Origin of the sequence: Exiguobacterium sp. H66, from assembly GCF_018618705.1 — a bacterium.
Lineage (GTDB): Bacteria > Bacillota > Bacilli > Exiguobacteriales > Exiguobacteriaceae > Exiguobacterium_A > Exiguobacterium_A oxidotolerans.
Map to the genome: position 1 here is coordinate 111,097 of NZ_JACSMQ010000007.1, position 18,034 is coordinate 129,130.

Annotated in this window: 21 protein-coding genes; 16 read left to right on the forward strand and 5 right to left on the reverse strand. The window is 51.8% G+C overall.

What is annotated here, in order from left to right; genetic code table 11:
* Positions 1–12: 12 nt before the first annotated feature.
* The 4 genes from KNP88_RS12165 to KNP88_RS12180 are packed head-to-tail and all read right to left on the reverse strand — an operon-like array spanning position 13 to position 3,667.
* Entirely contained in the window at positions 13–1,011 is a 999-nt protein-coding gene (locus KNP88_RS12165; RefSeq protein ID WP_214767225.1) for an alpha-ketoacid dehydrogenase subunit beta, read from the reverse strand.
* A 1-nt stretch (position 1,012) separates the two neighbouring features.
* On the reverse strand, positions 1,013–2,065 hold the full coding sequence (pdhA, locus tag KNP88_RS12170; protein WP_214893980.1) for a pyruvate dehydrogenase (acetyl-transferring) E1 component subunit alpha: 1,053 nt from the start codon (positions 2,063–2,065) through the stop codon (positions 1,013–1,015).
* Positions 2,066–2,079: 14 nt separating this feature from the next.
* Positions 2,080–3,225 carry a Leu/Phe/Val dehydrogenase gene (locus tag KNP88_RS12175; RefSeq protein WP_214893981.1) on the reverse strand — a complete coding sequence of 382 codons (1,146 nt, stop codon included), beginning with the start codon at positions 3,223–3,225 and terminating at the stop codon, positions 2,080–2,082.
* Positions 3,226–3,271: 46 nt separating this feature from the next.
* Positions 3,272–3,667 carry a thioesterase family protein gene (locus KNP88_RS12180; RefSeq protein WP_088836210.1) on the reverse strand — a complete coding sequence of 132 codons (396 nt, stop codon included), beginning with the start codon at positions 3,665–3,667 and terminating at the stop codon, positions 3,272–3,274.
* A gap of 335 nt (positions 3,668–4,002) precedes the next feature.
* Here KNP88_RS12180 and KNP88_RS12185 point away from each other — a divergent pair, with 335 nt between their 5' ends.
* From KNP88_RS12185 to paaX, 12 genes are all read left to right on the forward strand, one after another.
* Entirely contained in the window at positions 4,003–5,304 is a 1,302-nt protein-coding gene (locus tag KNP88_RS12185) for a phenylacetate--CoA ligase family protein (protein ID WP_214893983.1), read from the forward strand.
* A 20-nt stretch (positions 5,305–5,324) separates the two neighbouring features.
* The gene (paaA, locus tag KNP88_RS12190) at positions 5,325–6,296 is read left to right on the forward strand and encodes a 1,2-phenylacetyl-CoA epoxidase subunit PaaA (RefSeq protein ID WP_214767219.1); all 972 of its coding nucleotides are present in this window, start codon (positions 5,325–5,327) and stop codon (positions 6,294–6,296) included.
* Between the two features lie 14 nt (positions 6,297–6,310).
* Complete coding sequence (gene paaB, locus KNP88_RS12195; RefSeq protein WP_029332538.1) at positions 6,311–6,655, forward strand: 1,2-phenylacetyl-CoA epoxidase subunit PaaB; 345 nt, start codon at positions 6,311–6,313, stop codon at positions 6,653–6,655.
* On the forward strand, positions 6,652–7,437 hold the full coding sequence (gene paaC, locus KNP88_RS12200) for a 1,2-phenylacetyl-CoA epoxidase subunit PaaC (RefSeq protein WP_214893985.1): 786 nt from the start codon (positions 6,652–6,654) through the stop codon (positions 7,435–7,437). The genes paaB and paaC overlap by 4 nt, the downstream gene beginning before the upstream one ends.
* 13 nt (positions 7,438–7,450) lie before the next feature.
* Positions 7,451–7,948: a 1,2-phenylacetyl-CoA epoxidase subunit PaaD gene (gene paaD, locus KNP88_RS12205; RefSeq protein ID WP_214811277.1), complete on the forward strand. Its 498-nt coding sequence runs from the start codon at positions 7,451–7,453 to the stop codon at positions 7,946–7,948.
* 15 nt (positions 7,949–7,963) lie between these two features.
* Positions 7,964–8,287, forward strand: a complete 324-nt coding sequence (locus tag KNP88_RS12210) for an EthD family reductase (protein WP_214767211.1) — start codon at positions 7,964–7,966, stop codon at positions 8,285–8,287.
* Positions 8,265–9,041, forward strand: coding sequence for an enoyl-CoA hydratase/isomerase family protein (locus tag KNP88_RS12215; protein ID WP_214811275.1), 777 nt, complete (start codon positions 8,265–8,267; stop codon positions 9,039–9,041). Before KNP88_RS12210 ends, KNP88_RS12215 begins: the two co-directional genes overlap by 23 nt.
* Positions 9,042–9,057: 16 nt before the next feature.
* Positions 9,058–10,566, forward strand: a complete 1,509-nt coding sequence (locus tag KNP88_RS12220; protein WP_214893987.1) for an aldehyde dehydrogenase family protein — start codon at positions 9,058–9,060, stop codon at positions 10,564–10,566.
* 52 nt (positions 10,567–10,618) lie between these two features.
* Complete coding sequence (locus KNP88_RS12225) at positions 10,619–11,488, forward strand: 3-hydroxyacyl-CoA dehydrogenase (protein ID WP_214893989.1); 870 nt, start codon at positions 10,619–10,621, stop codon at positions 11,486–11,488.
* Positions 11,485–12,693 carry an acetyl-CoA C-acyltransferase gene (locus KNP88_RS12230; protein ID WP_214893991.1) on the forward strand — a complete coding sequence of 403 codons (1,209 nt, stop codon included), beginning with the start codon at positions 11,485–11,487 and terminating at the stop codon, positions 12,691–12,693. The genes KNP88_RS12225 and KNP88_RS12230 overlap by 4 nt, the downstream gene beginning before the upstream one ends.
* Positions 12,690–13,460, forward strand: coding sequence for an enoyl-CoA hydratase-related protein (locus KNP88_RS12235; RefSeq protein WP_088836219.1), 771 nt, complete (start codon positions 12,690–12,692; stop codon positions 13,458–13,460). The genes KNP88_RS12230 and KNP88_RS12235 overlap by 4 nt, the downstream gene beginning before the upstream one ends.
* A 76-nt stretch (positions 13,461–13,536) precedes the next feature.
* Positions 13,537–14,424, forward strand: coding sequence for a phenylacetic acid degradation operon negative regulatory protein PaaX (gene paaX, locus KNP88_RS12240; RefSeq protein WP_088836220.1), 888 nt, complete (start codon positions 13,537–13,539; stop codon positions 14,422–14,424).
* 105 nt (positions 14,425–14,529) lie between these two features.
* Here paaX and KNP88_RS12245 read toward each other — a convergent pair whose 3' ends face one another.
* The gene (locus tag KNP88_RS12245) at positions 14,530–15,045 is read right to left on the reverse strand and encodes a gamma carbonic anhydrase family protein (protein ID WP_214767199.1); all 516 of its coding nucleotides are present in this window, start codon (positions 15,043–15,045) and stop codon (positions 14,530–14,532) included.
* An 83-nt stretch (positions 15,046–15,128) separates the two neighbouring features.
* Between KNP88_RS12245 and KNP88_RS12250 the strand changes: the two genes are divergently transcribed.
* The 4 genes from KNP88_RS12250 (at position 15,129) to KNP88_RS12265 (ending at position 18,027) form a co-directional block, all read left to right on the forward strand.
* Entirely contained in the window at positions 15,129–16,067 is a 939-nt protein-coding gene (locus KNP88_RS12250) for an NAD(P)H-dependent flavin oxidoreductase (RefSeq protein ID WP_214893993.1), read from the forward strand.
* A 350-nt stretch (positions 16,068–16,417) separates the two neighbouring features.
* Positions 16,418–16,846, forward strand: a complete 429-nt coding sequence (locus KNP88_RS12255; RefSeq protein WP_214767195.1) for a DMT family transporter — start codon at positions 16,418–16,420, stop codon at positions 16,844–16,846.
* A gap of 11 nt (positions 16,847–16,857) precedes the next feature.
* On the forward strand, positions 16,858–17,535 hold the full coding sequence (locus KNP88_RS12260) for a Crp/Fnr family transcriptional regulator (protein WP_088836224.1): 678 nt from the start codon (positions 16,858–16,860) through the stop codon (positions 17,533–17,535).
* Between the two features lie 12 nt (positions 17,536–17,547).
* Positions 17,548–18,027: a DMT family transporter gene (locus KNP88_RS12265; protein ID WP_214893995.1), complete on the forward strand. Its 480-nt coding sequence runs from the start codon at positions 17,548–17,550 to the stop codon at positions 18,025–18,027.
* The last annotated feature ends 7 nt before the right edge of the window (positions 18,028–18,034 follow it).

Consider the following 18,034-nt stretch of genomic DNA (forward strand, 5'->3'; position numbering starts at 1 on the left):
AAACTCAGCTCCTTAGAAGTCGACCGTACGCGTAATCGCTTCAAGTACGCGGGCGGGTGTCGGAATATAGTGATCCTCTAGTGCGAACAACGGGACGGGTACATCAAATCCGGTCACGCGGGCAATCGGTGCCCGTAAGTAGAGGAAGGATGTGTCATTAATCAAAGCAATCAAGTCTGTCCCGAGACCACCCATCGCATGGGCCTCGTGGACGATGACGGCACGTCCTGTTTTTTGGACGGAGGCGGCGATCGTCTCTTGATCGAGCGGATAAAGTGTCCGCAGGTCGAGCACTTCACAAGAAAGACCTTGTTTTTCTGCCTGTGCTGCTGCTTTTTGAGCGACTTGCACCATTCCACCCCAGGCAACCAACGTGACATCTGTTCCTTCCGAGACGATGTTCGCTTTACCGATTTCAATCGTATAGGCTTCGTTTGGGACGGGTTCTTTGAAAGCCCGATAGCTCCGCATCGATTCGAGGAACAGAACGGGATCGGGGTCATCGATTGCAGCAAGTAACAGTCCTTTGGCGTCGTAAGGCGTCGCAGGACAGACGACCTTGAGTCCTGGCATCGAGGTGAATAAACTTTCCGTGCTGTCCGAATGGATTTCCGGGGCGCGGATTCCGGCACCATACGGCGCACGAATGACCATCGGTACGCTGTAGCGTCCCATCGTCCGCATCCGAATGCGCGAGACGTGGGTCATGATTTGTTCATAAGCCGGATAAATGAACCCGAGAAATTGAATTTCGACGATCGGTTTAAAGCCATTGACGGCAAGTCCGACCGAGGTCCCGACAATCCCCGCTTCACTGAGTGGGGTGTCGATGACACGGTCTTCGCCGAATTCAGCTTGCAGTCCGTCCGTTGCCCGGAAGACACCGCCGTTTTTACCGACATCTTCGCCGAGGACAAGCGTCGTGTCATCGGTCGCTAATTTAATGCGTAATGCATCCGTGACGGCTTGGATGAGTGTCATATCGGTTTGCTGATTGATTGGTGTCGCCATGTTAGTTCCCCCTCGCAGTCAGGTAATCGGCTTTTTGACGCGCGACGTCTGCTGGCAACGTCGCATAGGTATGATCGAAGAGGTCATCGATCGCCGGTAGCTTGAAGGCTTCCATCGCTTTGACGGCCTCCTCGACCTCCGTTTGGTGACGTGTCCGGATTGCATCGATTTCCGTGTCGTCGTAAAACCCTTGCGTACGCATGAACTGTTCGAGGCGTTCGAGCGGATCGACACGGTCGCGCGACTGTTCTTGATCGCGGTACTTCGACGGGTCATCCGCTGTCGTATGGGCACCGAACCGCCATGTGACGGCCTCGATCAATGTCGGTCCCTGACCGTTCCGTGCGCGGGCGACAGCTTCTTGCATCGTGAAGTAGACGGCAAAGGCATCGTTTCCATCAATCCGGACGCTCGGCATGCCGTAAGCGAGTGCTTTTTGGGCGATTGTCTCCGAGTGCATCTGCTTTTGGATCGGGACAGAAATCGCATAACCGTTATTTTGGTTGAACAGGATGACCGGTGCCTGGAAGACACTCGCGAAGTTCATCCCCTCATGGAAGTCACCTTCAGACGTCGCCCCGTCTCCGAAATAGGCAACGGAGACGGCGGACGTTCCTTTTCGTTTTTCCGCCCATGCGGCACCGACCGCGTGGGGGATTTGTGTGGCAATCGGAACGGCAGGGGGGAAGATATGCAAGTCATCCGTCGGGACACACCCCTCGACCCGTCCGTTCCAGTAAAGGAGTGTCCGCACCATATCGGCACCGAACGTCAACGTCGCCCCGTGATCACGGTATGTCGGAAAAATCCAGTCCGTGTCGTTTAACGCCAGGGCACTGCCGACTTGAGCCGCTTCCTGTCCTTCGAACGGGGCATAGGTTCCAAGCCGTCCTTGGCGTTGCAAGTTGATCGCTTTTCGGTCGAATGTCCGAATCCGGTTCATGTGCGTGAATAACTGTAACGCTAATTCTTTCGTCAAAGCGTCTCGTTTCGTCTCGTCGACGATTTGACCGGCATCGTCGATGATGCGTTGAATCGGGAATTGTGATTCCATCTCGTCCACCTCCATCAAGATTGATTGCGAATGTTCCACTTTGGTTTCGTTGTATTCGTGAAGATATTATTGTGGCGGGCGCGGACGTGAATCCGTTTGTCACACATCCGGTTTGCGGCTTCGAGTGTCGTGATTGAATCGGCACGTGATTGTCCGAATACTTCCAGGACGGCATCGTAAATGTGGCGCGTTTTCAGGAGGACTCGTTCATGATTGGCTCCGTACAGTTCATCTGCGACTTGAATCAGACCACCGCCATTGACGATGTAATCAGGGGCATAAAGGATGCCGCGCTGCATCAATTCTTCAGCGAGCGAATCGTCTGCGAGCTGATTGTTGGCTGAACCGCAGATTGCCTTACATGGAAGACTTGCGATGTTATCCGCACGGATGACACCGCCGTAGGCACAAGGGACGAAGACATCGGCATCCGTCAGGTGAATCTCGTGTGGGGCAACAACATGAACCGTTCCCGGTGTCATCTCGGCTTCTTTGACGATCGAGGCGAGTGCTGCTTCGTTAATGTCCGAGACGTACAGATTGGCACCGGCATGTAAAAGTTGCTCTGCGACCTTATAACCGACTTTTCCAAGTCCTTGGACGGCGTAAGAGGCACGACTCAAGTCGTCCGATCCGAACAGGCTCTCAATCGTTGCACGTAATCCATTAACGACACCTTCAGCAGTCGGAATCGACGAATCACCACTCCCGCCAAAGGCTTCCGGGATGCCGACGATCCGTGAGGTTTCGCGACTCGCATGGACGAAGTCGTCCATCGTCGTCCCCATGTCCGTCCCCGTATAGAAACGTCCGCCTAACGAATCGACGAATCGACCGAAAGCACGAAACATTTCCGGCGTTTTGTCCGTTGCCGGATTACCGATGATGACAGCTTTCCCTCCGCCGAAATCGACGTCGGCAGCGGCGCATTTATAGGTCATGCCGCGCGACAGACGCAAGACATCGTCCAGTGCTTCATCGACGGTCGCATACGGTGCCATGCGACAACCGCCGAGTGCCGGACCAAGTGTTGTATCGTGAATCGCGATGATGGCTTGAAGTCCCGAAATCGGATCGTTACAAAAGACGACCTGCTCGTGTCCTGCGATTTTTTCCATGATTGATAAAGATGTGTTTGTAGATGGATTGATCATGTTCATGTCAAAGCCTCCTTGGATTTCTAAGTAAGCGCTTTCATTTTTTAGTTTAAAAAACGTGTGTCGTCAACTTGTCCTCAATAAATCGTTTATCCAAAATGATTTGCGTGACTTCGCCGACGCCGATCAACCCGTGTTCGTTCGTGACGTCGATTTTTGTCCGGACGCGGTTGTCCCGCAGTTCCGTCACCGTCGCTATGATGCTGACCTGTGATCCGAGTGGTGCCATATTCAGATGTTTTACGTTGACTGCTCCCCCGACGCCTTCTTCTGACGATTCCAGATAAGGGAGGATGATTTTGCGGGCGGCCCACTCCATATGATAAACCATCGACACAGTGGAGTAGGCGGGATGGACGACGGTTCCTTCGAACTGTGCGAACATCTCTTCCGTGACGGTCGTTTCGACGCGTGCCGTCTGACCAAGGGCTAAACCAGGTTTCATAGAATCCTCCTCTATCTTCAAAACATATCTGTTTCTCTCCAAGTGGTCTTACCAAAAATAGTATAACACTTGTCACACGATATTTTATCAATCAGTTACAAAATGAGCAAACCATTTCAGAAATTTTTTCCAAACAGTAGTATGTTATGCCGTTTTATGATGGTGAAAAGACCTTAAATCCGAAAAAGGACGAAGATCCGATTGGGTGACGAAAGATATGGGAGCTTTTAACAAAATGAATCATTGACAACATTGTGAACGTATCGTAGGTTTAACGTATAACTAAATTTAAACGAGCGTATTTTTATTGTGTTAAATGAATGAGGAGGTGCGCGATGTTTTATGATGAGGCACTTGAGACGATGACGCATGAAACACGACAACGACTGCAACTCAATCGTTTACGTGAAACGGTCCGGTATGCGATGGAACGTGTGCCGTTTTACCGGAAACGTTTTGAGGAAGCCGGGCTTGATGCTGTTGCCTTTGATCAGCTAGAAGATATTCAAAAACTTCCGTTCACCGGAAAAAGTGATTTACGTGAGAACTATCCGTTCGGGCTGTTTGCCGTCAAACAAGAAGAGGTTGCGCGCATTCACGCCTCGTCCGGAACGAGCGGCAAAGCGACGGTCGTCGGGTACACGCAGGAAGATTTGGACGACTGGGCAGGTGCCGTCGCACGTGGCCTCGTCATGGCAGGTGCAAAACGGACGGATTTGTTGCATAACGCGTATGGTTATGGACTATTCACGGGTGGGCTCGGTTTACATGCCGGAGCAGAAAAACTCGGGATGACGGTCGTCCCCGTATCAGGCGGGAATACGGATCGGCAAATCACATTGATCGAAGACTTCAAACCGGCAGGGATTTGCGGGACACCTTCTTATGTGCTGCGCCTTGCAGAACGGATGGAAGAGCGGGGAATCAATCCTCGGACAACGGGCTTACGTTATGGAATTTTCGGAGCTGAACCGTGGTCGGAAGAAATGCGTCGGACGCTCGAAGAAAAATTGAATATTACTGCACTTGATATTTACGGACTGAGCGAAATCATGGGTCCGGGCGTCGCAATCGAATGTCCAGCGCAACAGGGATTACACATCATGGATGATTTGTTCATCACGGAAGTCATTGATCCCAGCACGGGGGAACCGTTACCAGAAGGGATGGTCGGGGAACTCGTTTTTACAAGTTTAAAAAAGAAAGCGCTTCCAATTATCCGCTACCGGACGGGGGACCTCGCTTCGATTACACGTGAAACATGCGCTTGCGGTCGAACGACGACCCGGATGTCCCGGATTACAGGACGAACGGATGACATGATGATCATCCGCGGTGTCAACGTCTTCCCGTCGGAGATTGAACGTGTCCTGTTGAAACAAGATGGTGTCACACCACATTATCAAATTCATCTCGTCAAACGACATGGACTTGATGCAATCGAGCTGCACGTCGAGCTCGAAGAACAGACGCAGCAGGAAGCAGTCATGCGAACCGTCTGTGAAGCCATCAAATCAGAATGCCTGATTTCGATTGAAATGATCTGTCACCCGCGGTATGGCGTCACCCGTTCAGAAGGAAAAGCAGAGCGGATTGTCGATCGTCGGACCGAAACGTCGGATAAAGAACCTGTTTAAGACAAGAGGAGGAACTCAACATGTACGATGCAACACACTTGTTCGAACCGGAAGTCATGACGGAAGATGAAAAGCTCGCCCGGTTCACGGAACGAATCGAGAACGGTGAAAAGATTGAAGCCGATGACTGGATGCCTGCGTTTTACCGCGATACGTTAATCAAATTGATTTCGATGCACGGAATCAGCGAAATCATGGGCGCCTTACCAGAGAAGGAATGGGTCCCGAAAGCCCCGTCCCTGCGCCGGAAGCTCGGCATCATGGCAAAAGTCCAGGATGAAATGGGGCACGGACAACTGTTGCTCCGCGTCGTCGAGGATTTGATGAAACCATACGGGAAAACGCGCGGTGATTTGATGGATGACTTGTTTACGGGACGTCTGAAGTTCCATAACGTCTTCCACATGCCGACCCGTACATGGGCAGATGCCGGAACGATCGGTTGGCTCGTTGATGGGGCGGCAATCATCACCCAGACGAACATGTTAGGGGCGTCATACGGTCCGTATGCCCGTGCCTTACAACGAATTTGTGCGGAAGAAGTGTTCCATGCGCAGCATGGTGAATCAATCATCATGGCACTTGCTGAAGGAACACCCGAACAAAAAGCAATGATTCAGGAATCACTGGATGAATGGTGGGAGTCGCTGTTGATGTTCTTTGGCCCGGCGACAAAAGAAACGACCGGGACATCAAAACAGGATATCACGATTGCCTATAAGATTCGGACGAAGACAAACGAAGAACTCCGCCAAAATTTCTTTACGAAGTATGTCCCGCGGATTCAATCGCTTGGACTGGTCATTCCGGATCCAACGCTCCGTTTTGACGAAGAGTCGGGGCAATGGATTTATGCCCAGCCCGATTGGTCGGAGTTCAAGAAAATCATTCAAGGCGGGGGACCGCGTTCGAAGGAGCGTCTCGCCTTACGCCGGACGTCTTATCAAAATAACGCGTGGGTCCGTGAAGCGTTGGCCGAGACGATGGCATGAAGGGGGGAAACGACATGACGGAAACATTTTATCAGGAGTTCGAAGTGTTTAGTAAACGGACGCCGAACGCCGCGTTCACGCATCAATTCAGCTTGCTTGCACCAAACAAGGAAATGGCTTTACTGATGGCGCAAGAAAACTTCATGCGCCGCGAACCGGTCGTCGACATTTGGGTCGTCAAACGGACGGACGTCCGCGGCCTGACTCCGGACGAAAAGCAGATGTTGACGCGACTCGATAACAAGGATTACCGGACGACGAAAGGGTACGGCTACTTGAAGAAAAAGTGGCGCCATTATGAACAGCAGATGCTCGACGAAAAAGAAATCATGTCTTGGCAGGGAGGCGACTCGAAATGACGGAGCAAGAACGGACAGCGCTCGCAGCGTTACTGTATCAGTTAGCGGATGACGATTTTCTTTATGCGTTCCGCGGCTCGGAATGGCTTGGTCTGGCACCGCATATCGAAGAAGATGTCGCGTCCTCATCCATTGCCCAGGATTCGATGGGACACGCGGCGATGTATTACCAGTTGCTCGAAGAGTTAGGGGAAGGGAAGGCGGACGCATTGGCACACGTCCGGCTGGCGCATGAACGGAAAAATTCGATTCTCGTCGAACGGGTCAACGGTCCCGGATACTACATGGAGACACCGGAATATGACTGGGCGTATGCGGTCGTCCGGAACTACTGTTACACGCTGGCGAAAAAAATTCGCATCGATGCTTTAAAAAACAGCAGCTATGCCCCACTCGCCGCAGCCGCCGTCAAAATCAATATGGAATTGTACTATCACTTGCTCCACTGGCAAACGTGGTTCACGCAACTGTATCAAGCGACTCCGACGGCACGTCAAAAGATGGATGCGGCACTCGAACAAGTGCTGGCGGACTTCGGCGACATGTTTGACTACGGGGCGCATGGGGATGTCATCGAAGAGATGCGATTGATTGAAGGACAGGGGATCTTACTTGATCGCTGGTATCAGACATTGACGCCGACGCTCGTCGAGTTGAATGTCACGTTACCGGAGATGCGGATGTCAGTCAATGGCCGCAACGGTGAACATTCGGCTGACTTGAACGATGCCTTGTCGACGCTCGGAGAAGTCTACTTGATTGACCAGTCCGCCGTATGGTGAGGAGGGATGCGTCATGACGACGCTTGCGTTACAACAAGAAATCCAGGCCGCGCTCGATACCGTCAAGGATCCGGAAATCGATGCCGTCAGCATTCTTGATCTCGGTATGTTCGACAAGATGGAGTTGACGGAATCTGCGACGGGTTACGCGCTTCGGGTGACGTTACTTCCGACATTCTTAGGATGTCCGGCACTCGACATCATCAAAAAAAATACGATTGCGGCACTCGAGCAAATTACGGCGTTACAAACAATCGACGTCGTCTTCATCTTTGACCCGCCGTGGACGTCGGACCGCATCACTGAGCGGGGCATCGAGGGACTGAAGTCATTCGGGATTGCACCACCACGCGTCGTCGACGGATCTTGGGAAATTGATTGTCCGTACTGTGGTTCGACGTTCGTATCGATTGAAAACCTCTTTGGTCCGACGGCATGTCGCAGCATTCTGTACTGTAAAACGTGTAAAAATCCATTCGAGGCGATGAAACCCGTCTCTACTCTCATGTGAAGGAAGGTAATTGATATGGTAAAACTAATCGCGCTTTATAAACACCCGGAGAACAAGGAACAGTTTGACGAGCACTACTTCAATGTTCATGGTCCGATCACGGCTAAAATTCCCGGCTTACAAGAGATGACCGTGACGAAAATCGTCGGTTCACCGATGGGTGGCGAAGGAAAATATTATTTGATGTGTGAAATGGTCTACGAAAGTCACGAGTCGATGCAGGCCGGTATGCGTTCACTTGAAGGGAAAGCATCCGGGAAGGACTTGATGAGCTTCGCTGGGGATCTCGTCACATTGATGATTGGTGAAGAAGTCCATGCCGATGCAACAGTACGTTAAGACGGCGATTGATGGAGCGGTCGGACGCATCACTCTCAATCGGCCGGAGCGGTACAACGCCCTCAACCGGGCGATGATTCGTGAAATCGTTGAAGCGATGGAGCAGTTCGACCGCGACGAAATGATTGGTGCCATCGTATTGAGTGGCGCCGGAAAATCATTTTCTGCCGGGGCAGATATCGATGAGATGGTAGAGGCAACACCGATTTCGATGGAACTCCTGGACCCTTTCGCCGATTGGGATCGCATCAGCCGGTTGAAGAAACCGCTGCTCGCTGCCGTTCACGGATATGTCCTTGGTGGCGGGTTTGAACTGGCACTTGCCTGCGATTTAATTTATGCAACAGATACGACACGGTTCGGTTTCCCGGAAGTCAATCTTGGTGTCATGCCGGGAGCAGGCGGAACACAGCGACTGACGAAACGGATCGGCCGGACACGTGCCCTCGAATGGTTATGGACGGGGGAGCAGATGACAGCAGATCAAGCGGAGCGTTTTGGGCTCGTCAACCGCCTCGTCGAAGCCGACCGACTCGAAGCGACGGTATTGACCGTTGCCCACCGGATTGCGGCGCAACCGAAGATGTCGGTCCGCCTGATTAAGGATGCCGTCGATAAAGCCGGCGACTTGTCGATTCAGGACGGAATGGAACACGAGCGGAGAAATTTCTACTTGTTATTTGCGACAGACGATCAAACGGAAGGCATGCAAGCCTTTCTCGAAAAACGTCAACCTACATTCAAAGGAAACTAAAAAGGGAGTGGATGTCATGTCAACGGTACACGAAAAAACAATCGAAATGAAACGGTCGGTCTACCACCTCGTCATCAATGGGGAGCAAGTCGAAGGCACGACAGGCGAGACGTTTAAGACCTATAACCCGGCGACCGGCGAAGTCCTGGCAGAAGTGGCGAAAGCGTCCAAAGAAGATGCTGACCGTGCCGTCAAAGCAGCACGTGAGGCGTTTGACCATGGCAAATGGAAGATGTGGCCAGTTGGTCGTCGTGCGCAAATCCTGAACAAAATCGCCAGCATCATGCGGTCGCGCTTCAATGAAATCGTGGAACTCGAGATTCTCGATACCGGGAAATCGTTAGCGGCTGCGCAAGGACAAGTCACGCAGGCAATCGAAGACTTCGAATTTTATGCCGGGGCGATCGTCGGTCACCGCGGTGTCGTCAATAACGTGCCGGGACAATTCCATAACTACACAGAAAAAGAAGCAGTCGGTGTCTGTGCCCAAATCATTCCATGGAACTATCCGTTGATGATGGCTGCCTGGAAAGTCGCACCAGCGATCGCGGTCGGTTGTTCCGTCGTCGTCAAACCGGCAACGCTGACGCCGCTGACTGCCATCATTCTCGGAGAAATTTGTCTGGAAGCCGGTGTCCCGGCAGGCGTCGTCAACGTCATTCCGGGATCAGGACGCGAAATCGGGAACCATCTCGTCGAGCATCCGCACGTCGATAAAGTAGCCTTTACCGGTTCGACACCGGTCGGGAAAGACATCATGGGCCGGGCATCCGAGACACTGAAGCGTGTCACGCTCGAGCTCGGCGGCAAGTCACCGAACATCGTCTTTGAAGATGCGGATATCACGGCTGCTGTCGACGGCTCGTTGTTCGGCATCTTCTATAACAGCGGTCAATCGTGTGAGGCACGGTCACGTCTTTACGTCCATGAAGACATTTACGAAGCGTTCATGGAACAATTCGTCGCGAAGACAAAGCAGCTTGTCCTCGGGAATCCGTTCGATAAAGGGACACACGTCGGGGCAATCATCGATCAACAACAACTCGATGTCATCGACGGGTACGTCCAATCGGCAAAAGCAGACGGGGCAACGATCCTTGCGGGCGGTCAAGTCGAACAGGTCGAAGGATTCGAAAAAGGCTTCTGGTATGCACCGACGATCATCACGGACGTCACGCACGAGATGAAAGCGGTCAATGAAGAAATCTTCGGACCGGTCGTCGTCGTCATGCCATTCAAAGATGAAAAAGAAGCGGTTCGTCTCGCGAACGATACGGAATTTGGTCTCGGTTCAGCGGTCTGGACGAAGGACGGGGCGCGGGCGACACGAGTCGCGAACCAAATCAAAGCCGGGATTGTCATGGTTAACTGTCCGTTCTCAGCCTTCCCGGGTACGCCGTTCGGTGGCTACAAACAATCCGGTTTCGGTCGTGAACTCTGTATCGAAACGCTTGATTTATATACGGAAACGAAAAGTATCTTATCGTATTACGGAAGCCGTCCGCTTAATCCGTTCGGACTGTAAACACCAACGTGCGGACGCGAGTCCGCACATTTTTTTATAAGGAGGAATTCAGATGATTAATCAGATTGTCGTTGTTGGATCAGGCGTCATGGGGCGCGGAATCGCCTACGTCGCAGCCGCAAAAGGATTCGAAGTCACACTCGTCGACATCGAAACGGCCTTACTCACTTCTGCCAAACAGGAGTTGGAACGGATTGCCGAAAAAGGAATCATCCGCGGGAAGATGTCGGCGGATGAAGTCGAACAACTGTTTTTACACCTTCGTTTTTCAACAGACTTAACAGCGGCCGCAGCACACGCCGATCTCGTGATTGAAGCCGTTCCGGAACGGTTCGAGATTAAACAATCTGTCTTCCGGACGATTGAAGCCGCAGCCCGGCCGGCATGTTTTTTCGCGACGAACACGTCGACGATGAGCCCGACGGAAATCGCCTCGTTCACGATGCGACCGGACCGTGTCATGGCGATGCATTTCTTTAATCCGGTTCATCTGATGCCGCTTGTCGAACTCGTCCGTGGACTTGAGACGTCGGATGACACCGTGACGGCGCTGACGGACGTCGCCGAACGGATGGGGAAAGAAACGGTCGTCATTCAGGAGTTCCCGGGGTTCGTCACGTCACGGATCAGTGCGCTCGTCGGTAACGAAGCCTTCTACATGCTACAAGAAGGACTTGGGACGCCGGAAGAAATCGATAAGGCGATCAAGCTTGGGTTGAATTATCCGATGGGACCGTTCGAACTGGGAGACTTAGTCGGGCTCGATACGCGCCTGCATAATTTACGTTACTTACATGAGAAGCTCGGAGAAAAATACCGTCCGGCTCCATTGCTCGAGCAATACGTCAAAGCGGGACGACTCGGTCGTAAGACGGGACGCGGAGTATATGACTATGCGAAAAGCGGGGTGAAGGCACCATGAGGCGTGTCGCGATCATCGACGCCGTCCGGACACCGATCGGACGGTACAATGGGGCGTTAAAAGACGTCCGGCCGGATGACTTAGGAGCGGTCGTCATCGAAGCCTTACTCGCCCGTAATACACAAGTTGCCCCTGAAACAATCGAAGAAGTCATTTTCGGCAACGCGAACCAAGCGGGGGAAGACAATCGGAATGTCGCCCGGATGTCGGGCTTACTTGCCGGTTTACCGGTCAGCGTCGCCGGAACGACGATGAATCGGCTATGCGGTTCCGGACTTGATGCTGTCATCGCAGCCGCACGGGCGATTGCCTTAGGAGAAGGCGACGTCTATATCGCCGGCGGGACGGAAAGTATGACGCGTGCTCCATTCGTGATGGGGAAACCGGATGCGGCGTTCCCGCGTGGCAATCAAACGTTATACGATACGACAATCGGCTGGCGGTTCGTCAATGAACGGCTGGCCGAAACATACGGAACCGACTCGATGCCGGAAACGGCGGAGAATGTCGCGTCGCGTTACGGAATCAGCAGGGACGCCCAGGACGACTTCGCGTATACAAGCCAGTTCCGGGCAAAACAGGCGATCGATAGTCAACGTTTTGCGGACGAAATCGTTCCTGTTCGTTACGCAAACAAACGGGGAGCGATGCTTGAGGTCAGTCAAGATGAACACCCGCGCCCAGAGACGACGCGCGAGAAGCTCGGCACATTGCGCCCGTTGTTTCCAAACGGAACGGTCACGGCGGGGAATGCGTCAGGTGTCAATGATGGTGCATCAGCCTTGCTGTTGATGAGTGAGGAACACGCACGCGAGCTTGGACTGACGCCGCTCGGGTTTTACCGGGCAAGTGCGACGGCAGGTGTCGAACCTGCCATCATGGGGATTGGTCCGATTGACGCAACGAAAAAAGCGTTACGGCGCGCAGGACTGACGATCGAGCAACTCGACCTGGTTGAACTGAATGAAGCATTTGCGGCACAAAGTCTAGCCTGTATTGCCGAACTTGGTCTTGATGCAGACAAGGTCAATGTCAACGGAGGGGCGATCGCTTTCGGTCATCCACTCGGTGCAAGTGGTGCCCGGATTTTGACGACCTTGTTGCATGAAATGAAGCGGACGAACCGGACATACGGGCTGGCGACGATGTGTGTCGGGGTCGGACAAGGAATCGCCTTGATAGTCGAACGGGAGGGACTGACATGATTCATTTTGAACGAAGTGGACAACTTGCGCTGATTCGGATTGATCGTCCGGAACGGATGAATTGTTTTGATTATCCGACGCTGGTCGAGCTACAGGAACTTGTGGATGCCGTCAAAACGGACGAATCGGTCCGGGTCGTCGTATTTACCGGGACAGGGAAAGCATTTAGTGCCGGTGCTGACTTAAAAGAGCGGGTGACACTGAATGAAACAGAAGTCCGTCGGAATGTGCTGGCAATCCGTGAAGTCTTTGCGAGCATCGCGGCGTTGCCTCAACCGACGATTGCAGCAGTTAACGGTCACGCGCTTGGCGGGGGATTTGAGTGGATGCTTGCCTGCGATTTCCGGATCATCGTCGACGGCGCGTTGGTCGGTCTGACGGAAACGAGCTTTGGTATCATCCCGGGAGCGGGTGGGACGCAACGCCTTCCGCGTCTGATTGGGGAGACACGGGCGAAAGAACTGATCTTTACGGCGAAGAAAATTGATGCCGAGACGGCAGAACGATACGGGCTCGTCTCGCAAGTCGTCGCGACAAAGGATGCGTTGTTACCGGCTTGCTTTGAACTTGCAGCAGCGATGCTCCGCAATGGGCCGATTGCCATTCGTCAGGCGAAACAAGCGATCGACGGCGGAATGGATGTGTCGCTCGCTGACGGCTTACGACTTGAAACGGAAGCCTATGAGGCAGTCATACCGACCGAGGACCGGCTTGAAGCACTCCGCGCCTTTGCTGAGAAGCGAACACCGCAGTTTCAAGGGAGATGAGGATGGTCGCCACCTGAAATAACACGTATACTAACGGTACACAAAAAAACGTTATATCAAAGAGAGAGTGAATGACATGAGTGCGAATACCCAATCGATGATTTTTACGATTTATGGCGATTACATCCGGCACTACGGGAATCAGGTTTGGGTGGGAAGTCTGATTCGGTTGTTGAAGGAGTTCGGACATAACGAACAAGCCGTTCGCGTTGCCGTTTCACGAATGGTCAAGCAAGGATGGTTGATTTCTGAAAAACAAGGGACAAAAAGTTTTTATTCGCTGACGGACCGTGGGGTCGAACGGATGGAAGAGGCGGCGCGGCGGATTTACAAGTCGACGCCACACGTCTGGGATGGGAAATGGCGGACATTGATGTATACGATTCCGGAGGAAAAACGTCAGATTCGGGATGAGTTGCGGAAGGAACTGACGTGGAGTGGTTTCGGTAACTTATCAAACGGGGTCTGGATTTCTCCGAACCCGCTTGAAAAAGAAGCGACACGTCTGATCGAGGCGTATCAGATTACCGAATACGTTGATTTTTTTGTCGGTGAATACCACGGACCGCAACAAGATCAATCGCTCGTCGAACGTGCTTTTCCGCTCGACGAGTTGCAAGCGCGGTACGAAGCATTCATCGTTGAGTACAGCCGGCGTTACATCGTCCACCAAAGCCAAATCCAACTCGGAGAGATGGATGAGGAACAGTGTTTTGTCGAACGGACGAAGCTCGTCCATGAATACCGGAAGTTTTTGTTTACGGATCCTGGTCTCCCGCAAGAATTACTTCCGGATGCCTGGAACGGACACCATGCGGCAGTATTGTTCGAACAATACTATCGCCTGCTTGCGGCACCGGCCAGCCGATTTTTTGAGTCGATTTTCAAAGAGACACACGACGTGACACAAAAAAGTGCTGACTACGATGCGTCGGAGCATCCATTGTTTGCGGAGCGGTCGTAAGCGCAAGTAACCTTGTGCTTACGACCGTAGCGTCAATTGAGAAATGAATCTATTACAGGTGAACTCCGGTCTTCTGGAAGTTCACTTTTCGCATGTGGAAAACAGTTATTGTCCGAGCTGTTCCCGGAAGGCGTAACCTTTATCGACATAGGAGTCGATTGATTCCTGAATCATCTCGAGATCAGCTGGTGTCAACTGCCGCACGACTTTACCGGGGGAGCCGACGATCAAGGAGCGGGGCGGGAACTTCTTGCCCGGGGGAATCAACGTATTGGCGCCGATGATACATTCTTCACCGATTTCGGCGTGATCAAGGACCGTCGCCCCCATGCCGACGATCGATCTGCGACCGATGCGACAGCCATGGAGAATCGCATTATGTCCGACCGTCACCTCGTCTTCGACGATGACAGGTGCCCCTTCGTATAAATGAATCGTCGCGTTGTCCTGGATGCTGCAACGCTTCCCGATTGTAATCGGTCCTTCATCCCCGCGTAATACGGCGTTGAACCAAACCGTTGACTCTTCACCGATCGTTACGTCACCGATTAAGAAGGCACCCGGCGCCACGAAGACGGTCTCCGCAAGTCTAGGTGTCGTATCACGATATGGAATATTCATAAAAACCCCTCTTTTCCGATTAATGAATTTCAATTCAGTCTTACTTAGTATATCATTCTTAAACAGCAGATTGGAGGAAGACGATGTCCCGATTATGTGAGTTACTGCAAATCCGCGTTCCCATCATCCAAGGTGGAATGGGAAATGTCAGTCATGCCGCCTTAACAGCAGCTGTCTCGAATGCCGGTGGTTTAGGAACACTCGGTTGCGGCACACGTTCGCCGGAAGAAATGCGCCGTTTGATTGAGCAGACCCGTCAATTAACAACGCATCCGATTGCCCTGAACATTGCGATTGGTGTCACGGCACATACGGAAGCCCTGATTGAATTAGCGATAGCGGAACAGATTCCGGTCGTGTCCTTATCAGCCGGAAACCCGGCACCCTATACTGAACGTTTACGGACTGCCGGAATTACGACGATTGCGGTCGTCGCGTCAGTCAAACACGCATTAAAGGCAGAAATGGTCGGGGTCGATTTGCTTGTTGCAGAAGGTGTGGAAGCGGCAGGTATCAATTCACCGCTCGAGCTGACGACGCTGACACTGGTTCCGCAAATCGTGGATCAGGTCAGACTTCCCGTCATCGCGGCTGGTGGAATTGGAGACGGTCGTGGCCTTGCAGCCGCTTGGATGCTTGGTGCATCCGGTGTTCAACTCGGTACGCGGCTGATTGCGACGCAAGAAGCAGCCGTTCATGCGAACTACAAGAACCATCTCGTAGAAGCAACGGATCTTGAGACACGAATCATCGGTCGTTCCGTCGGTCGTGTCCGTCGTGTGTTAAATGGACCGTACGTTGCTGCACTACAAGGTGTTTCATCGCTTGATGAGTTTAACGCGAAGACGACAGAAGCGTATCACGTGACGGGTGCGGTCGATGGTGACGAGGTCAACGGGTATGTCAACGCCGGTCTCGTGTCTGGTCTCGTTACAGATATTCCGACCGTATCTGAATTATTCGAGCGGATGCAACAGGAAGCGTATACGCAAATTGAACGGGTGCGGGCGGATTATATGTAATCGAGAAGTGAGGCGGATTGTTCCTGAGAAGACGAACAATCCGTCTTCGGACTGTAGACAACGTGCGATCGGGAGATTAAGCGTCGTTATTCGTTGCTTTCCCCGTAGGAGTCAACGAAACGTGACGCTTTTTAGGTAATACCGCTTTAAAGACGAGGCGAGATGGGGGAGCGCGAACGGGTTGCATCTCGATATCGCATGTTTACGCTTCTTAATCGTTTGTCTACACGCTGAAGACGGGCAATGCGTCTTTTTTTATACAATTTTTTAAAATGGGACATTTGTCCTTTTCAGACGAGGTGAAAATAGTGTCTACTCATAACAGAAGAAACAAAAGGAGGTGCCTTAAAGTGCAGGGAGTTATATTCGCATTAATGAGTGGACTATTCATTGCGTTGCAGGGGATTTTTAATGCCCGTTTAGGAGATGCCATTGGTCCGTGGTTTTCGGTGACGATCGTTCATTTCGTCGGATTGATGGGGTGCTTAGCGATTTATAGTGTGGTTCGTGACCGGAAAATCGGCGGTTTTCGACAGCTTCCGCTCCTCTATGCCAGTGGCGGATTGCTTGGCGTACTCGTCGTCGTGACCGAACTGACGTCGATTCAGTTACTCGGCATGACGTGGGCGATGTGTTTGTTGCTCGTCGCACAAATTTTATGTGCATTCGTGATTGATTTGAACGGCTGGTTTGGTGTCATCAAAAAAAGGAGTAACCGGGGACAGTGGATCGGGATCAGTTTGATGCTTGCCGGAGTTGCGATTTTTTCACTGTCCTAAAGGGAGGATCTATGCAGACGATTGAGACCTATTTAAAACAGTACGACTTAGCGGATATTTTTACGGAGACCAGTAAATCTTATTTACGCATCGAAACGTTTTCGGAAGGGGACCTGTTATGTGTGACGGGTGAACCGATTGACCGGATGTATTTCATCGTCGAAGGAAAAATTAAAATCTCTGCAGCATCGGCTGAAGGGAAACAACGGATTTTACGCTTCAAAAAGGCGATGACGGTGATTGGTGATGCGGAATATATCAATCAACGGGAAGTCTTGAATACCATCGAGGTGATTACAGACGTCGTGGCACTCAGTATTCCGTATGCCATCTTACGTGAGCACAATACGACGAACACCTTTTTACAATTTTTACTGCGGGTCATTACGACCAAGTGGTACGCCGACTCGAAATCAGCATCATTTCATGTCCTCTATTCGGTCGAAGAACGATTTGCCGGATATCTGTTATCGATTACCTCGGACGTTTCCGACAGTCTGTTTTATCAAGAGATGCGAACGTCGAATCTCCATGACGTCGCCGATTGGCTCGGGACGAGTTACCGTCATTTAAACCGTATCATCTCAACACTTTGTGAAGAAGAAATCTTAGCGAGACGACGCGGGAAAATCATTATTTTAGATGTAGAGCGGATTAAAGAAAAAGCGAACGGAAATAGTTACGAATAAGGAGGGGCTAGTGTGGGACTAGGTATGTTTTGTGCGATTACGGCAGGAATGATGATTAGTTTACAGACGGTATTGAATGCACGGATGAGTCATGCGTTCGGGGCATGGGCGACGACGACCCTCGTCTTTTTTGTCGGGTTCATCGGTTCACTGTTTGCGTTAGTCGTATTTCGGGGTGGCACATTCTCGAACATTCAAACGGTCGAACCGCTTTATTTATTCGGTGGTCTGGTCGGTGTCGGTGTCGTATTTTGTGTGATGCGCGGGATTCAGTTGCTCGGTCCATCGATTGCGATTTCGGTCGTCTTGATTTCGCAACTCAGTTTTGCATTATGTGTCGACTTGTTCGGTTGGTTCGGTTTACCGGAACTTGAGCTTTCGCTCGGACAAGTCGCTGGATTGCTTGTGATGTTAGCCGGTATTTTTGTGTTGAAACGGTATCAAGTCGTAGAAATCGAATCTTCGGATGATTTGTCGAAAAAGGTATCGTAATGGTTGA

What these genes read in the sequence shown, in the direction of transcription:
- KNP88_RS12245 (WP_214767199.1), bottom strand. Translation starts at nt 15,045, where the DNA reads ATGAATATTCCATATCGTGATACGACACCTAGACTTGCGGAGACCGTC.
- KNP88_RS12210 (WP_214767211.1), top strand. Translation starts at nt 7,964, where the DNA reads ATGGTAAAACTAATCGCGCTTTATAAACACCCGGAGAACAAGGAACAG.
- KNP88_RS12215 (WP_214811275.1), top strand. Translation starts at nt 8,265, where the DNA reads ATGCCGATGCAACAGTACGTTAAGACGGCGATTGATGGAGCGGTCGGA.
- paaC (WP_214893985.1), top strand. Translation starts at nt 6,652, where the DNA reads ATGACGGAGCAAGAACGGACAGCGCTCGCAGCGTTACTGTATCAGTTA.
- KNP88_RS12220 (WP_214893987.1), top strand. Translation starts at nt 9,058, where the DNA reads ATGTCAACGGTACACGAAAAAACAATCGAAATGAAACGGTCGGTCTAC.
- KNP88_RS12250 (WP_214893993.1), top strand. Translation starts at nt 15,129, where the DNA reads ATGTCCCGATTATGTGAGTTACTGCAAATCCGCGTTCCCATCATCCAA.
- KNP88_RS12180 (WP_088836210.1), bottom strand. Translation starts at nt 3,667, where the DNA reads ATGAAACCTGGTTTAGCCCTTGGTCAGACGGCACGCGTCGAAACGACC.
- KNP88_RS12260 (WP_088836224.1), top strand. Translation starts at nt 16,858, where the DNA reads ATGCAGACGATTGAGACCTATTTAAAACAGTACGACTTAGCGGATATT.
- paaB (WP_029332538.1), top strand. Translation starts at nt 6,311, where the DNA reads ATGACGGAAACATTTTATCAGGAGTTCGAAGTGTTTAGTAAACGGACG.
- paaX (WP_088836220.1), top strand. Translation starts at nt 13,537, where the DNA reads ATGAGTGCGAATACCCAATCGATGATTTTTACGATTTATGGCGATTAC.
- paaA (WP_214767219.1), top strand. Translation starts at nt 5,325, where the DNA reads ATGTACGATGCAACACACTTGTTCGAACCGGAAGTCATGACGGAAGAT.
- KNP88_RS12230 (WP_214893991.1), top strand. Translation starts at nt 11,485, where the DNA reads ATGAGGCGTGTCGCGATCATCGACGCCGTCCGGACACCGATCGGACGG.
- KNP88_RS12235 (WP_088836219.1), top strand. Translation starts at nt 12,690, where the DNA reads ATGATTCATTTTGAACGAAGTGGACAACTTGCGCTGATTCGGATTGAT.
- pdhA (WP_214893980.1), bottom strand. Translation starts at nt 2,065, where the DNA reads ATGGAATCACAATTCCCGATTCAACGCATCATCGACGATGCCGGTCAA.
- KNP88_RS12175 (WP_214893981.1), bottom strand. Translation starts at nt 3,225, where the DNA reads ATGAACATGATCAATCCATCTACAAACACATCTTTATCAATCATGGAA.
- KNP88_RS12185 (WP_214893983.1), top strand. Translation starts at nt 4,003, where the DNA reads ATGTTTTATGATGAGGCACTTGAGACGATGACGCATGAAACACGACAA.
- KNP88_RS12225 (WP_214893989.1), top strand. Translation starts at nt 10,619, where the DNA reads ATGATTAATCAGATTGTCGTTGTTGGATCAGGCGTCATGGGGCGCGGA.
- paaD (WP_214811277.1), top strand. Translation starts at nt 7,451, where the DNA reads ATGACGACGCTTGCGTTACAACAAGAAATCCAGGCCGCGCTCGATACC.
- KNP88_RS12165 (WP_214767225.1), bottom strand. Translation starts at nt 1,011, where the DNA reads ATGGCGACACCAATCAATCAGCAAACCGATATGACACTCATCCAAGCC.